A 14,746-nucleotide genomic window follows, 5' to 3' on the forward strand; every position below is an offset into this window, starting at 1 on the left:
ATCCGGCGGTTCACCCAGTGCTTCACTGGTTGGCCGCCGTTTCCCGTTAACCGGCATGCCTGCGGTGCATGACGCCCCGTGAAGCGGGCGCTTGCCCCGCGGCGGGGCATCGGGAAGACTCGACACCAGAATCACGAGTTCCAACCATTCACGACCCTGGTCGGTTGGACGGCAACCCCCTTCGTCATAGCGGGGTGCTCCAGGTGAAGATTCGACGCCGTCCAACCGGACCGGCGTAAGTATGGCGACGTGATTGGCACGCGCCACCACGGAAGGATCGATCCCCCATGTCAGAGACCCTGCTCGAAACCACCCCGGACCTCCTGCGCGCCGAGAAGCTCAATGCCGCCGGAAACGCGTGGGGTGGGCGCATCGCCGCAAACACCGCCAACGCGTCGCTGACGTTCACGGCGAATGGCACGGCCGTCGGCTCGGTGGCCACCGAGGTGACGGCGGGCAAGCACCGCTTCCTGGTCGACGAGCCCGTCGGCCTGGCCGGGGACGACGCGGCTGCGAGCCCCGTCGAGTACGCGCTCGGCGCGCTGATCGCCTGCCAGGTGGTCGTCTACCGCCTCTACGCCCACCAGCTGGGGCTCAAGATCGATTCGCTGGAGATCGACGCCGCGGCGGACCTCGATGTGCGCGGGCTCTTCGGCATCGACGAATCCGTGCGCCCCGGCTTCGGCGCTGTCCGGCTCACGGTGAAGGTCTCGGGTCCCGAAACCCGCGAACGCTACGAGGAGCTGCAGGCCGCGGTCGACGCGCACTGCCCGGTCTTCGACATCGTCGCGAACCCCACGCCGATCTCCGTCGAGCTGGTCGTCGCCGGCTAGGGCCCGGCAGGCACCCCGGGGGCCATCCGCCGACACTGCGGGTGGCCCCCTTTTTCGTTGTTCGTGCGGCATCCGGGCGGCTTGTCCCTATACCACAGTGCTTCCCGGCCGCCGCGGCCGGGGCATCCCTCAGGCGCCCCCACAGGGTGCCCCGATTCACTTTTTGTGACGAACGCCCGTCATAATAGTTAGTGTCGCGTCGTTGGATCCGGGCATCCGGACGGTATCAACGAGCGAGAATTCCGGGCCCCGGGGGCCCAGATCACCGACTTCGGCATGGTCGTGATCCAGATAGACCACTGCCGGAAAGCTAGCAATGCATCAGCAATACTGTGCCTCGGGGCGAACAAGGGCCAGGTTATCCATTCGATCATCTGTGGCTCGAGCCTTCGGATTGGCCACCACGGGCGACGCTCTGTATATTTCACCGGCCCGGTTTCCCTCCCAAAAAACCGCACAAATACAGGGATGCGCGCCATGTGAGAAAGCAGACACCCGCCGGGTTGCGACAGCAGCACACGACGGCCTTGTGAGCAAAGTCGCTTCGATGCCCCTCGGTGGTGTTGCATGACACCCATGAGCAGAACTTCCGTGACACTTGAAAATGAATCGCCGGTGCAGCGTGGCACCGTCGATCCCGGCGCGGGCGCCGGCAAGAACGACAACGAACTCAAGCGCGGGCTAAGCAGCCGCCACCTCCAGATGATCGCCATCGGCGGTGCCATCGGCACCGGCCTGTTCGTCGCATCCGGCGGCACCATCGCACAGGCCGGCCCCGGCGGCGCCCTTGTCGCCTACGCGCTGGTCGGCCTGATGGTCTTCCTGCTGATGCAGTCCCTCGGCGAGATGTCCGCGAAGATCCCGGTGGCGGGCTCCTTCCAGACCTACGCCACGCGGTTCGTCTCCCCGTCCTTCGGGTTCGCGATCGGCTGGAACTACTGGTTCAACTGGGCCATCACCGTGGCCGCCGAGCTCGTGGCCGCCGGCATCATCATGGACTTCTGGTTCCCGGGGGTTCCCGGCTGGATCTGGGCCGGCTCGTTCCTGGTGCTGCTCACCGGCGTGAACGCCCTCTCGGCCAAGGCCTTCGGCGAAAGCGAATTCTGGCTCTCGATGATCAAGGTCGCGGCAGTCGTGGTCTTCCTGATCGCCGGCGTGCTGATGATCGTCGGCATCCTCGGTGACACCTCCCCGGGCCTGAGCAACTGGCAGAACCGCGAGGACGTCTTCCACGGCGGTTGGGTCTCGATCATTTCCGTCTTCATGATCGCCGGGTTCTCCTTCCAGGGAACCGAGCTGGTCGGCGTTGCCGCCGGTGAGGCCAAGAACCCGCGCAAGGAAGTCCCCAAGGCCATCCGCTCGGTCTTCTGGCGCATCATGATCTTCTACATCGGTGCCATCTTCGTGATCGGTTGCCTCATCCCGTTCACCGACCCGAGCCTGCTCTCCTCCGGCGAAGCGGACATCGCCGCCTCGCCGTTCACCCTGGTGTTCGAGCGTGCCGGCATCGCCTTCGCCGCGGCCCTGATGAACGCAGTGATCCTCACGGCCATCCTCTCCGCAGGCAACTCCGGCCTCTACGCCTCCACCCGCATGCTCTACGCCATGGCGCACGACGGCAAGGCACCGAAGCTCTTCGGCCGCACCAACTCGCGCGGCGTGCCGATCAACGCACTGCTGGCCACCGCGGCCGTCGGCCTCTTCGGCTTCCTCAGCGCCATCGTCGGCCAGGGTGCCGCGTACGCCTGGCTGCTGAACGTCTCGGGCCTGTGCGGGTTCATTGTCTGGGCGGGCATCGCCCTGTCCCACTACAGGTTCCGCCGTGGATTCCTGGCGCAGGGCAACAAGGTCAGCGACCTGCCGTACAAGGCGTCGTTCTTCCCCATCGGCCCGCTGCTGGCCTTCGCCGTGCTGATCGTGGTGATCGCGGGCCAGAACTACGAGGCGGTGCTGGCAGGGCGCGGCATGGAGGTCCTTTCCTCCTACATCGGCCTGCCGATCTTCCTGGCGCTGTGGATCATCCACCGCAAGGTCACCAACTCGCGCGTCGTGCCTCTGCTGGAGATGGACCTCTCCGGCCCCGAGGACGTCGAGGAGGAGGAAGCCGCCGCCAAGGTCGGCTAGCCCCCACAAGGGATACCCGGAACGGCAGTTTGCACAGCAGGCCGCGGCCGCGCACGACCCTTGGGGGCTGCGCGGCCGCGGCCTGCCGTGTGCGTGGCGTGGAAACCGCTACGGCACGCGCTTCAGGGCCGGTTTCCGGTTGGCGCTGGCGGCGATGCCCAGCAGCAGCTGGAGCACTGCCACGCCCAGCAACAGCACCAGGGGAACGGTCCAGGCGCCGGTGAGCGCGAAGAGCAGGCCCATGCCGAACGGGCCGCTGGTGGCCACCAGGTAGCCGATCGACTGCGCCAGCGTGCTCATGGCTGTGGTTTCCTCCGGCGTTTCCCCGCTGTGGGAGATCACCACCAGCACCAGCGGGAAGATCGCGAAGCCGAAGCCCAGCGCGAGCGCGCTGATCCAGGCCAGGCCCAGCGGCAACAGCAACAGGCCCGCCACGCCGGTTCCCGCGGCCACCGAGCAGGCCACCATGGCCGAGCGCAACCTGTTGAGCCGGTTCGCCATCCACAGCACGAACATCGTCGCCGGAATCGAGGTGATCTGCAGGATGCCGAGCATGATGCCGGCCTGCGCCGTCGACATGCCGCGGAAGACCAGGATCGTCGGCAGCCAGCTCATGATCGCGTAGGCCAGGATGCCCTGGACGGTGAACAGCCCGGTGATCACCAGGCCGCGCTTGGTGCGCAGCAGGCCCAGCACGCTGGCCCGCGGGCCTGCATCGGGTGCCGGCTTCCCGCTGCGCGCCATCAGGATGAACGGGATGAAGGCCAGCGCGCCCGCGAGGGCCAGCACGCTCCAGGCGGCAAGGCCCAGCGTGGGCGACCCCGCGGCCATGGCCAGCGGCACGCTCAGCGAGGAAGCTGCGGTGGCCCCGATGGACATGGTGATGGTGTAGACCCCGGTCATCATCGAGGTCTTCCCCGCGAAGTTCTCGCGGATGAACGACGGCATTGCCACGTTGCACAGCGCGATGCCGCACATCGCGGCGACGGTTCCGGCCAGCAGCGCCCAGGTGGCGGGGATGCCTCGGATCCCCAGGCCGGCGGCCAGAATGCACAGCGCCAGCATGATGGTTCCGCTCAGGCCCAGGCGGCGGGCCACCCACGCGGTCGCGGTTCCCGCCGCGGCGAAGACCAGGGTGGGGATGGAGGGAAGCAGCGCCGCGACGAACGGGCCGTAGCCCAGGAACTGCTGCAGGTCGTGGTAGAGCGCCGAGGCGCTGGTGATGCCGGCCCGCAGGTTCAACCCCACCAGGACCACGGCCAGCAAGGAGAGCACCATGAATCCGCGCGGCACCGGGCCGGGAACGGGTTGCTGGATCGGGCGGTCTTCCACTGGTGATTCCTTGTTGGGCATGTTCACAGGTTACGTGCCGGGGATGACCGGGAGCCAACGGGCCTTCTCCCCCGTGACATGCGGCGTCCCGCGGGCACCGGGGGCTAGGCGGCCCCGAGGTCCCGGTGCCGCAGCGCCAGCACCCCGGCAAGGACGAACGCCAGGCTTAACCCCGCCAGGCCCGCGGCGGCGTCCCACGGAACCCCCTCGAGAAGCGGCGGCCTTCCGTACGCCCAGTGGTAGGGCGAGAGTCCGTGCAGCCACCGCAGGTCCTCCCCCTGGTTGCCCAACGCGTTGAAGACGTATCCGAGCACCGCGATCCCGGCACCGGCAATGGTGCCGTACACCTTGCGCCCGCCCAGCGCACCGGCCAGCAGCGCCCCGGTTCCGGCCAGCAGCGTCAGCAGCACGAACATCAGGACCCCGGCGAACACCTTCGCCGGCTCGATGCCCAGCTGCGCGGGCCCGTTGAGCGCCAGGATCACCACCAGCACCAGCAGCGCCAGCGCGAGCAGCCGGATCACCAGCGCCGCGGCCCGTTCCAGCACCACCTGGGTCCGGGTCACCCCGTGGGCGAGCGTGAGTTCCAGCAGCCCGGCCTCCTCGTCCCCGCCGATCGCCGCGGCTCCCCAGGAGATGGCGGCGATGGACATGAGCAGGAAACCGGTGAGCCCGAAGAACGTGGCCTGGGTGTAGCCGGGGCCGGAGGCGATCTGGTCGTAGTTCAGCGCCTTGACCATTTCCTGCGGCAGGGAATCAATCAGCCCGCGCATCTGCTCGTTGCCCCCGATGCTCGGGTACAGGGGCAGGTAGAGCAGCATGACGGCCAGCAGCCCCAGCCCCCAGACGAGGCTCGAGCGCCACGAATCCGCCAGTGCCTTGCGCAGCACCGGGAAGCGCGGGGCCTTCATGGCCGCACCGCCCGGGCAGTGTCGGGACCGGTTCCGGGATCGGGTGAGTACAGCTTCAGCACCGCTTCCTCCAGGTCAGGTTCCTCGATGACCAGGTCCAGGACCCTGGTGCGGGAGAGCACGTAGATCAGCGGTTCGACGGTGCCGGCGATGGTTGCCCGCGCCTCGATGACCCCGCGCTGCCCGCCGTCGTGGACCTGCCGGACCTCGAGCCCGTGGAGCCCGGGGATGCCGGCGCACAGCTCGCGCACACCGGCCGGGTCGTGTCCCGGGAAGAGCACCCGCACGCGGCGGATGGCACTTTCACGCAGGTCCTCGACGGTGGACACCGTGGCGATCGACCCCTCGCGCAGGATCGCCACTTCGTCGGCCGCCTGCTGGATCTCGCTGAGCACGTGCGAGGAGAGGAACACCGTCTGGCCCCTGTCCTTGGCCTCCCTGACCAGCGCCAGGAACTCACGCTGCATCAGGGGGTCCAGGCCGCTTGTCGGTTCGTCCAGGACCAGCAGCTCCGGTTCGTGCATGAAGGCCTGGACGATTCCGAGTTTCTGCTTGTTGCCCTTGGACAGCCGGCGGGCCTGGTTGTCCAGGTCCAGGCCCAACCGCCCGGCCAGCTCCTCGATGGCCCCGGGCTTCACCGGACCGCTGATTGCCGCAAAGTGCTCGAGGATCTTCCGCCCGGTGGTCCGGCCTTCGAGCACCAGCTCGCCGGGCAGGTAGCCGATCCGCCGGCGCAGCCCGGGGCCTCCTGCGACAGGGTCCTGCCCGAGGACCGCGATGTGCCCGCCGCTGGGCCGGATGATGTCCAGCAGGCAACGCATGGTGGTGGTCTTGCCGGCGCCGTTGGGGCCGATGACCCCGAAGATGCTGCCGGCGCGCACGCTGAAATCGATGGAGTGCAGAACCTCCCTGCCGCCGAACTTCTTGCGCAGGCCCGTGACGTCGATGGCGGGATCCATTCAGTGCTCCTCGGGGTTCTCGGCGGTGCGGATGGCATCGCGGGCGGCGTCAAGGAAGCGCTCGTCCGTGTACAGCGGGTGTGTGTACAGGTCGATCACGGGGACGCCGAGGAGGTTGAGAGTGTCGACGCCGAATTCCTGCTGCCCGAGGCTGCGGGCCACGTGCCGGCCGAGTACCAGCATGCCCAGGGAGTTTGCCGCAAGCACCACTGCGGCGGCCCGGGCATCCTCCAGCCGGCGCATGCTTCCGTTCGCGGCTCCTGCCTCAAGCATGTCCTGCGTCATTCCGACCAGCGCGTCGAAGAAGGCGTCGCCCAGCTCCGAGTCGTCAAGGATGGACTGGCGGATGTAGGCGGTCTCGGCCAGGTAGGTGTCGGGCTTGGCGAGGTATTCGGCCATCAGCGCGCGCAGGGAGGCGACGTCCGCCTTGTCGGTGGCCCGCCGCGAGCTGGTACCCAGGATGTGTTTGTCGCAGGCTTCCCGCAGGCCCGACTTCGAGGCGAAGTGGTGGATCACCAGCCCCGGGCTGACCTCGGCTGCCGCGGCGATGTCGCGGATGGTGGTGGGCGCAAAGCCCTGCCGGCTAAAAAGGCCGATGGCCGCGTCCCTGATCCGGGACCTCGTGGTCAGGTCTTCGCTGACTGTACGCATGTTCAAGATGCTAAACGCTTGTTCAATCTTTGGTAAGGGCCAAAGGTAACAACAAGCGGATCATTTCTCCCGCGGGCGCCGCCTGCAGCGGTTTGGCACAACCGGGGGCTGACCGGCGCGAGCCACGGCAAAGCGGATTCGTTCGAGCCGCCGAGGTTCGCGCAACGGGTCAGGCCCGAGGGATCCCCGGGATCCACTCGCGGACCTGCCATTCGGCCGCTTCCAGCGTCGCCAGCGCCTCGGCCAGGTTCAGCCGCGCCAGAAGCAGCGCGCTCATGGCCAGGCCGGCCACGATGCGCGCCCGGGCCAGGACAGTTTCCCCGGGTTGCTCCGGGTCCATGGCACCCAGGGCCGCGGCAACGCCGTCGCGCAGCTCGATCTGGTAGCCGTCGATCAGCAACCTCAGGGCCTCGTCGTGGCCCGCGATGCCCGCGGCCGTGTTCATCAACAGGCATCCGCGACTTGCGGCCTCCACCGAGGCCCTCGCCAGGTCCGTGGACAGCGAACGGAGATAGGTCGATATGCCGTCGTGGGCGGGTGACGAACCGTCAAGCTGGGCCAGCCGTGGACGCAGGACAGTGTCCATGTAGTCCTGGATCACCGCGTCGAAGAGTCCCCGCTTGGAGCCGAATCCGTTGTAGATGCTGGAGCGACCCAGCCCGGTGGCCGTTTCCAGGTCGGTGATGGACGTGGATTCGAACCCCTTGTCCCAAAAGACCCGGCGGGCATCGGAGAGCGCCTTGCCGGTGTCGAATTCCTGCGTTCTGGCCATGAGTCCCGAAATCCCCTCGTTTTGTGTAACGGTCATTCCAGTATATATTGGAACGGTCGTTACACAATCACCGCACCGAGCCAGGGAGACACCAGATGCTGCCAATCACCATGATTTTCGCCGGCCTTGCCGCCGCAATCCACGTGTACATCTTCATCCTCGAATCCCTGCGCTGGGATCTTCCTGCGACCCGGAAGGCGTTCGGCATCGAGAGCGACGCGGAGGCCGCGTCAACCAAGCCGATGGCCTTCAACCAGGGCTTCTACAACCTGTTCCTCGCCATCATGGTCGTCGGCGGCATGGCATTCAGCCTCCTCGGCAACACCACCGTCGGCGCCACACTGCTCTTCGCCGGGGCCGGATCCATGGTTGCCGCGGGATTCGTGCTGCTACTCTCCTCCCCCACGCTGGCCAAGGCCGCGTTCATCCAGTTTTCACCCCCGGCAATGGCGATCATCTTCGGGATCCTCGCCCTGGCCGGCTAACCACATTCCCCCTTCAACACCAGTCCCCAGGAGAACCTTTCTTCATGACAACCGTTTCCAGCACCCAGATCCACCTCGCCAGCCGCCCCACGGGTTGGCCGACCGCGGAGAACTTCTCAACCGTGAATGCCGAGCTTCCGGAGCTCGCCGCGGGCGAGATCCGCGTTGCCAACGAGTTCATCTCCGTCGACCCCTACATGCGCGGACGCATGAACGACGGCAAATCCTACGCCGCGCCCTACGGCCTGGGCGAGGTCATGACCGGCGGGTCCGTCGGCCGGGTGCTCGCCTCGCGTGCCGAGGGCTTTGCAGAGGGTGACGCGGTCCTGCACCAGATGGGCTGGCGCGATGTGGCCCAGGGACCGGCCGCCACGTTCACCAAGGTGGAACGGATCCCGGGGCTGCCGCTGTCGGTCTACCTTGGCGTCCTGGGCATGACCGCCTTCACCGCCTACGTAGGGCTGATGGAGATCGCCAAGCTCACGGAGGGCGACACCGTCTTCATCTCGGGTGCCGCCGGCGCCGTGGGCAGCGTTGCGGGCCAGATCGCACGGCTCAAGGGCGCCAAGCGCGTCATCGGCTCGGCCGGCAGCGCCGAGAAGGTCGAGCTGCTGACCTCCAAGTACGGTTACGACGCCGCCTTCAACTACAAGGACGCCCCGGTCATGGGGCAGCTGCGTGAGGCGGCCCCCGAAGGCATCGATGTCTACTTCGACAACGTCGGCGGGGACCACCTGGAGGCTGCGCTGGATTCATTCAACGCCGGTGGCCGCGGCGCACTGTGCGGGGCCATTTCCTCGTACAACTCGACGGAGCGCGCGGCGGGCCCGAACAATATGGTCAACATGGTCACCCGCGGGCTGAACCTGAAGGGCTTCACCGTGGGCAACTACGTCGAGCACCTGCCGGCATTCAAGGCCGAGATGTCCGCGTGGCTCACGGAAGGCAAGATCGTCTTTGACGAGACAGTCGTGGAAGGACTGGAGAACTCGGTGGGCGGCTTCCTGGACCTGATGCGCGGGGCAAACACCGGCAAGATGGTCATCAAGCTCTAGCGTGTGCTCGCATGGACCCCGCTTCCCCATCCGGGACGCGGGGTCCTTGCGCATCCACAGTTCGGTGTCTAGGGCTGCCGCTGGGTTTCTGCGTAGAACCACTCGATGTGTTCGCGCAACAGCACGGCCGCGCGACCGCCGTCCCCCATCTGGAAAGCCTCATGGATGCGGCGGTGCTGGGCGCGCAGCACCAACGAAAGCCCGTCCCAATGCTCCTCGCCGGACACCGACAGGCCGACGTAGTCGCTGATCGAGAGCCGCATGGACTCCATCATCGCCTCAATCACCGCGTTGCCCGCCAGCGAGGTCAACAGCACGTGGAAGCGTGCGTCAAGGTCATGGAATTCCTCGCGTGCCAGTCCCGGCGCGTCCATGGCCTCCAGCAGTGCGGCGGTTTCCTCAAGCACCCGGGCCCGGCGTTCGGCGTCGGTGTTGCGCCCCGCCGATTCCGCTGCCCAGGTTTCGAGCAGGATGCGGCTCTCGACAATGTCTTCCACGGTGAGCTGGCGCGAGGCAACGTGCAGGCGCAGTGCCGCCGACAGCCCGGCCGCGGGTTCGGAGATCACCACGGCGCCGGAATTGGGCCCCGACCCGGTGGAGGTGCGCACGACGCCCATGACGTCCAGGACGCGTATCGCGTCGCGCACCGAGGCGCGGGAGATCCCGTGGGTTTCGGCCAGCGACCGTTCCCCCGGCAGCTGGTCCCCTAGCTTGAGGCGTCCGGCGCGCAGGTCGGCCTCGATGCTGCGCAGCACCGTTTCGTAGGCGCGGGCGGGCGTCGGGGCGGCGCTTGATTTGCTGGTCACCAGACAAGTTTCCCACGCTTCACCCGAAGGTCCGGGAACGCCCGCCGCCCGCGCGCGGATGCATGTTCGGAGCCGTGCACTGGACGGTTCGGCACCCTGGACCTAGTATGGTCAGACCACATCGTTTCCTCGGCAGTTCACGCCGGAAGGGCCCGGAATGAAGATCGCACTTTTCGCCACATGCATCGTCGATGCCATGTATCCGCAAACCGCGCGTGCCACGGTCAAGATCCTCGAGCGCCTGGGCCACGAGGTCGTCTTCCCCGCCGGCCAGGCCTGCTGCGGGCAGATGCACATCAACTCCGGCTACATGGACGAGGCCCTCCCGGTGGTCGCCAACCACGTCGCGGCCTTCGAGGCAGAGACCTACGACGTTGCCGTGGCACCTTCCGGTTCCTGCGTCGCCTCCGTCAAGCACCAGCACCCGGTGCTTGCCAAGCGCTGCGGCGATTCCGCCCTCAAGGAACGCGCGGAGGCCGTTGGCGCGAAGACGTACGAGCTGTCCCAGCTGCTGGTCGACGTCCTGGGTGTCACCGACGCCGCCGAACAGCTCGGATCCCACTTCCCTCACAGGATCACCTACCACCCCTCCTGCCACGGCATGCGTTCGCTGCGCCTGGGCGACCGCCAGCTGGACCTGCTCAGGTCCGTGGGCGGCATCGAGGTGGCCGAGCTTCCCGAGGCCGACCAGTGCTGCGGCTTCGGAGGCACCTTCTCCATGAAGAACGCCGATGTCTCCTCGGCCATGCTCGAGGACAAGACGAACAACGTGAACTCCACCGGCGCTTCCCTGTGCTCCGGCGGGGACGCCTCCTGCCTGATGCACATCGGCGGCGGGCTCTCGCGCACCAAGTCCGCGGCAACAACCCTGCACTTCGCCGAGATCCTGGCCAGCACCCTCGACGAGCCGGTCTCCGTGACCGGCGAGGTCTTCGTCGGAAAGGGCGGCAAGTAAATGGGAAACGTCTTCATGGGAATGCCGGCCCTTCCCGCGTTCGGGAACGGCAACCTGCACATCGACGAGCCTTTCCCGGCCGCCGCGCACCGTGAACTGGGCAACACCCAGATGCGCTCCAACCTGCGCCACGCCACCCACACCATCCGCGACAAGCGGCTGAAGGTGGTTTCCGAGCTTCCCGACTGGGAGGACCTGCGGGATGCCGGTTCCGCCACCAAGAACCACGTGATGGCGAACCTGCCAGCGCTGCTTGGGGAGTTCGAAACGAACTTCACGGCCCGCGGCGGTACCATCCACTGGGCGCGCGACGCCCAGGAGGCCAACCGCATTGTCGCCGGGCTCATCCGCGAGCAGGACGCCACCGAGGTCGTCAAGGTGAAGTCCATGGCCACCCAGGAGATCGGGCTCAACGAGTACCTCGAGGACCACGGCATCCGTGCCTTCGAGACAGACCTCGCGGAACTGATCGTCCAGCTGGGACACGACAAGCCCAGCCACATCCTGGTCCCGGCCATCCACAAGAACCGATCCGAGGTCCGCGACATCTTCCTGGCGGAGATGCCAAACGTTGACCCGGACCTCACCGACGAACCGCGCCAGCTGGCCATGGCAGCCCGCGCCCACCTGCGCCGCAAGTTCCTCTCCGCGAAGGTCGCCATCTCCGGCGCCAACTTCGCCCTCGCCGATTCCGGCACGCTGGCCGTTGTCGAGTCCGAGGGCAACGGCCGCATGTGCCTGACGCTTCCCGAAACCCTGATCACCGTGATGGGCATCGAGAAGCTGCTGCCCGGCAAGGAGGACTTGGAGGTCTTCATGCAGCTGCTGCCGCGGTCCTCCACCGGCGAGCGCATGAACCCCTACACCTCCCTGTGGACCGGAGTCACCGAGGGCGACGGTCCGCAGAACGTGCACCTGGTCCTGCTGGATAACGGGCGCACCGCCGCGCTGGCGGACAAGTACGGGCGCACCGCGCTGAACTGCATCCGTTGCTCGGCATGCATGAACGTGTGCCCTGTGTACGAGCGCACCGGCGGCCACGCCTACGGGTCCACCTACCCGGGACCGATCGGCGCGATCCTCACCCCGCTGCTCACCGGCATCACATCTGAGGAGAACAGCTCGCTGCCCTACGCCTCCTCCCTGTGCGGAGCCTGCTACGACGCCTGCCCGGTGAAGATCAACATCCCGGAGATCCTGGTGCACCTGCGCGGCGAGGACGTGGATTCCAAGCGCGGCCAGAAGAAGCTACCGAGCCAGATGGACCTGATGATGAAGGGCGCCGGTTGGGCGTTCTCCTCCGGCAAGCACCTGGCCCTGCTGGAAAAGGGGTTGCCGTTGGGCAAGCTGGTGGCGGGGCGCGACAAGAAGATCAAGGCCCTGCCCGGCATCGCCGCCGGCTGGACGCAGTCCCGCGACATTCCCGCACCTCCCGCGCAGTCCTTCCGCGACTGGTGGAAGAAGGACCATGTGCCCCTCGCCCCGACGAACGAGCAGGAGAAGTAGACCATGAGCGCCAAGGAAGAAATCCTCTCCCGTCTCGCCTCCGCACTGCAGGACGCACCTGCCCCGGAACAGGTCCCCCGCGCGTACCGGAAAACCTCTGACATGCCGCCGGAGGGGCTCGTCGACCTACTGGTCGACCGCCTCGAGGACTACAAGGCCCATGTGGACGTCGTGGAGCAGGCGGGTCTTTCGGCGGCCATTGCCGAACGGCTCAGGGACGCGGCGAGCTACGTCGTTCCCCACGGCATCGACGAGGCATGGCTGGCGGATGCGGCACTGGTCCATGATGCCCGCCGCCGCGTCGACGCACCGGGCTCGGTGCTGGGCGTTGCCGAGCTTGATGCGACAAGCGCAGTGCTGACCTCCTCGGCGGTGTCGATCGCGGAGTCGGGCACCATCGTGCTCGACGGCAGCGCCGATCAGGGACGCCGTGCGATTTCCCTGGTCCCGGACCACCACGTGTGCGTGGTTCCCGTATCCACCATCGTGCGTCTGCTGCCGGAGGCACTTCCTCGCATGGACATCACCCGGCCGCTGACCTGGATCTCGGGACCCAGTGCCACCAGCGACATCGAGCTCGAGCGCGTCGAGGGCGTGCACGGCCCGCGCCGGCTGGATGTGATCATCGTCAGGGGGCTGTAGGATTCCGTGCTTGGGATGAAGCCGATCGACTGCCCAGTTCCGTATGGGGAATCATGGACCGCGTGGCAACCCAGGCACCCGCCACGGGGTGAATTCAGTTCGCAACCTCGATTGCCGTTTCCAAGTCATCCATGAGGTTGCGTCGGTGAATTGGCTCGTTGTGGGCCGCACGATTCCTGACGAGGTTCAGCGATTTCAAGGCTGCTTCCAACGCAGCCCGACGCTCGTGCATTCTGCCCTCGAGGTAAGGAAAGCCCCGATGTGCTGCAGGGATCCACAACGTGGTCAGGTAGCGTTTGGAAACCAGGAATCTCCAGAACCCAAAGGGCAGCTCCGCGATGATTTGCCCGTGTGATGGATTTGTCGATGCTGGCTTGTGACGAGAGACCGCTTTGCTCACGTCCAGCATGGCTTTGCCATCCAAGTGCCGCGACCGCAACCAATCCTGGGTCGGCTCCTCCTGCTCCCACCATCGAGCCAGTGCCATGTCCAAAGCATTCCGAACCAGCACTTCAATCATGCCCATGGTGTGCATGACCGCAGCAGCAGCGCGCATGTTTGATTCATACAAATGAAGGATCCGGACGAGGTCTTCGCCGTGACCCGGGTCGTATGAACTCAAACGTTCAGCTGTTAGCAGGCGTTTGAGTACTTCAAGGTCCGGTTGACCCCCGAACTGGTGATTGCTCACTTTCATCACCTATACTAAGAAGGAAGACCCCGGAGAGATCACTGGTTCGCCATATCGCCGGGGTTACGCTTTTAACCTCCTGATGTCGGCCAACAAAACCCTGGGACTGGCAGATTTCGACGATAGTCTCAGTGACTCGTGTGCCGAGGCTCCAGACGACCGGTTGTGGACGCAGCCCGCTGACCTTGGCCTCCAGGCCCAGCGCCACCAGTGGCGTCGAACTCGAGGGCAAGGAAGTGGCACCCGTTGTTCGCAGGTGCCACTTCCTTTTCATGCCGCGTCGTGACTTCGGGCTATCGCCCGCCGATCACTCCCTTCTCGACGGCCTTGGTGACGGCGTCAGCCTCGGCCTGGGTGAGGGTTCCGTCGCCCACTGCGTCATCGAGCCTCGACTTCAGTGCGGTGGCCCGTTCGGCCTGGGCCTCCGTCCTGAGCTCCTCCAGTGCCGTGGTGACCTTGGATTCCTCGATGCCCAGCGACTCGGCCAAGGACTTGGCGAGCGCGGAATCCATGGCGGTGCGGTCCGGCTTGGTGCCGTCCTGCTTTACCCCGCCCTCCGGGCGTTCGGTCGGCTTGTTGGCCTTCCTGAACGTGTCCAGTGCGTCGCTGAGCTTGCTTTCATCGACGCCCAGCTTCTCGGCCAGGCCGGAAGCCATGTCCATGCCCCCGCCGTGGTGGCCGCCGGGCCCGCCGCGTTCGGCCGGTGCGGACTGAGTGGTGCCCGTGGTCGAGTCGGCGGAACTGGACGAGCCGGAGTCCGCTGCGGAGGCGACGCCCGCAAAGCCGAGCCCGGCGACCAACGCCAGCCCCGCGGCGGAAGTTCCCAATGCCATCTTCTTCTTCATTGCCATGAGTGTTCCCTTCAGTGGCCGCCCGGAGCGGTACCAGTTGGTGGTCCGGCATTCCTCGCCGGCTCACTACCAACAGTGGGCGACGCCTTTATGCCGGGACTGTTCGGGAGCTATCAACGGGCTGTGACAATCCGGCCCCAAACGCCGCCATTCACAGGAAACCGGGCCGGAGG

General features: G+C 66.6%; 15 protein-coding genes and 1 riboswitch. Of the genes, 7 read left to right on the forward strand and 8 right to left on the reverse strand.

The window, feature by feature from the left end; translation table 11 throughout:
• Positions 1–129: 129 nt before the first annotated feature.
• A riboswitch (SAM riboswitch) is annotated at positions 130–248 on the forward strand.
• Positions 249–287: 39 nt separating this feature from the next.
• Both ACSYDW_RS04710 and ACSYDW_RS04715 read left to right on the forward strand, forming a co-directional pair.
• The gene (locus ACSYDW_RS04710; RefSeq protein WP_438337550.1) at positions 288–833 is read left to right on the forward strand and encodes an OsmC family protein; all 546 of its coding nucleotides are present in this window, start codon (positions 288–290) and stop codon (positions 831–833) included.
• Positions 834–1,409: 576 nt separating this feature from the next.
• Positions 1,410–2,957, forward strand: a complete 1,548-nt coding sequence (locus ACSYDW_RS04715; RefSeq protein ID WP_438337551.1) for an amino acid permease — start codon at positions 1,410–1,412, stop codon at positions 2,955–2,957.
• A 108-nt stretch (positions 2,958–3,065) separates the two neighbouring features.
• Here the strand turns inward: ACSYDW_RS04715 and ACSYDW_RS04720 are convergent, their stop codons facing one another.
• From ACSYDW_RS04720 to ACSYDW_RS04740, 5 genes are all read right to left on the reverse strand, one after another.
• The gene (locus ACSYDW_RS04720) at positions 3,066–4,289 is read right to left on the reverse strand and encodes an MFS transporter (RefSeq protein WP_438337552.1); all 1,224 of its coding nucleotides are present in this window, start codon (positions 4,287–4,289) and stop codon (positions 3,066–3,068) included.
• A 104-nt stretch (positions 4,290–4,393) separates the two neighbouring features.
• A complete protein-coding gene (locus tag ACSYDW_RS04725; RefSeq protein ID WP_438337553.1) occupies positions 4,394–5,200 on the reverse strand; it encodes an ABC transporter permease subunit in 807 nt (268 codons plus the stop codon).
• On the reverse strand, positions 5,197–6,159 hold the full coding sequence (locus tag ACSYDW_RS04730; protein ID WP_438337554.1) for an ABC transporter ATP-binding protein: 963 nt from the start codon (positions 6,157–6,159) through the stop codon (positions 5,197–5,199). The genes ACSYDW_RS04725 and ACSYDW_RS04730 overlap by 4 nt, the downstream gene beginning before the upstream one ends.
• Complete coding sequence (locus ACSYDW_RS04735) at positions 6,160–6,810, reverse strand: TetR/AcrR family transcriptional regulator (protein WP_438337555.1); 651 nt, start codon at positions 6,808–6,810, stop codon at positions 6,160–6,162.
• A gap of 169 nt (positions 6,811–6,979) precedes the next feature.
• Positions 6,980–7,618, reverse strand: a complete 639-nt coding sequence (locus ACSYDW_RS04740; protein ID WP_438337556.1) for a TetR/AcrR family transcriptional regulator — start codon at positions 7,616–7,618, stop codon at positions 6,980–6,982.
• A gap of 59 nt (positions 7,619–7,677) precedes the next feature.
• Between ACSYDW_RS04740 and ACSYDW_RS04745 the strand changes: the two genes are divergently transcribed.
• Complete coding sequence (locus ACSYDW_RS04745; RefSeq protein WP_438337557.1) at positions 7,678–8,067, forward strand: DUF1304 domain-containing protein; 390 nt, start codon at positions 7,678–7,680, stop codon at positions 8,065–8,067.
• Positions 8,068–8,111: 44 nt separating this feature from the next.
• Positions 8,112–9,122 (forward strand): NADP-dependent oxidoreductase, encoded by a 1,011-nt coding sequence (locus tag ACSYDW_RS04750; protein WP_438337558.1) that lies wholly within the window; start codon positions 8,112–8,114, stop codon positions 9,120–9,122.
• A gap of 68 nt (positions 9,123–9,190) precedes the next feature.
• Here ACSYDW_RS04750 and ACSYDW_RS04755 read toward each other — a convergent pair whose 3' ends face one another.
• Positions 9,191–9,928 (reverse strand): FadR/GntR family transcriptional regulator, encoded by a 738-nt coding sequence (locus tag ACSYDW_RS04755; protein ID WP_438337559.1) that lies wholly within the window; start codon positions 9,926–9,928, stop codon positions 9,191–9,193.
• A 157-nt stretch (positions 9,929–10,085) separates the two neighbouring features.
• On the opposite strand from ACSYDW_RS04755, the gene ACSYDW_RS04760 reads away from it, so the two are divergent.
• Genes ACSYDW_RS04760 through ACSYDW_RS04770 form a run of 3 tightly spaced genes read left to right on the forward strand, consistent with a single transcriptional unit; the run spans position 10,086 to position 13,031 of the window.
• Complete coding sequence (locus ACSYDW_RS04760) at positions 10,086–10,883, forward strand: (Fe-S)-binding protein (protein ID WP_438337560.1); 798 nt, start codon at positions 10,086–10,088, stop codon at positions 10,881–10,883.
• Complete coding sequence (locus ACSYDW_RS04765) at positions 10,884–12,389, forward strand: LutB/LldF family L-lactate oxidation iron-sulfur protein (protein WP_438337561.1); 1,506 nt, start codon at positions 10,884–10,886, stop codon at positions 12,387–12,389.
• Between the two features lie 3 nt (positions 12,390–12,392).
• Complete coding sequence (locus ACSYDW_RS04770) at positions 12,393–13,031, forward strand: LutC/YkgG family protein (RefSeq protein ID WP_438337562.1); 639 nt, start codon at positions 12,393–12,395, stop codon at positions 13,029–13,031.
• 94 nt (positions 13,032–13,125) lie between these two features.
• On the opposite strand, the gene ACSYDW_RS04775 is transcribed toward ACSYDW_RS04770, so the two are convergent.
• A complete protein-coding gene (locus ACSYDW_RS04775; RefSeq protein WP_438337563.1) occupies positions 13,126–13,722 on the reverse strand; it encodes a hypothetical protein in 597 nt (198 codons plus the stop codon).
• Positions 13,723–14,015: 293 nt separating this feature from the next.
• Positions 14,016–14,573 (reverse strand): hypothetical protein, encoded by a 558-nt coding sequence (locus ACSYDW_RS04780; RefSeq protein ID WP_438337564.1) that lies wholly within the window; start codon positions 14,571–14,573, stop codon positions 14,016–14,018.
• Between the last annotated feature and the right edge of the window lie 173 nt (positions 14,574–14,746).

Origin of the sequence: Paeniglutamicibacter selenitireducens (assembly GCF_051550675.1) — a bacterium.
Lineage (GTDB): Bacteria > Actinomycetota > Actinomycetes > Actinomycetales > Micrococcaceae > Paeniglutamicibacter.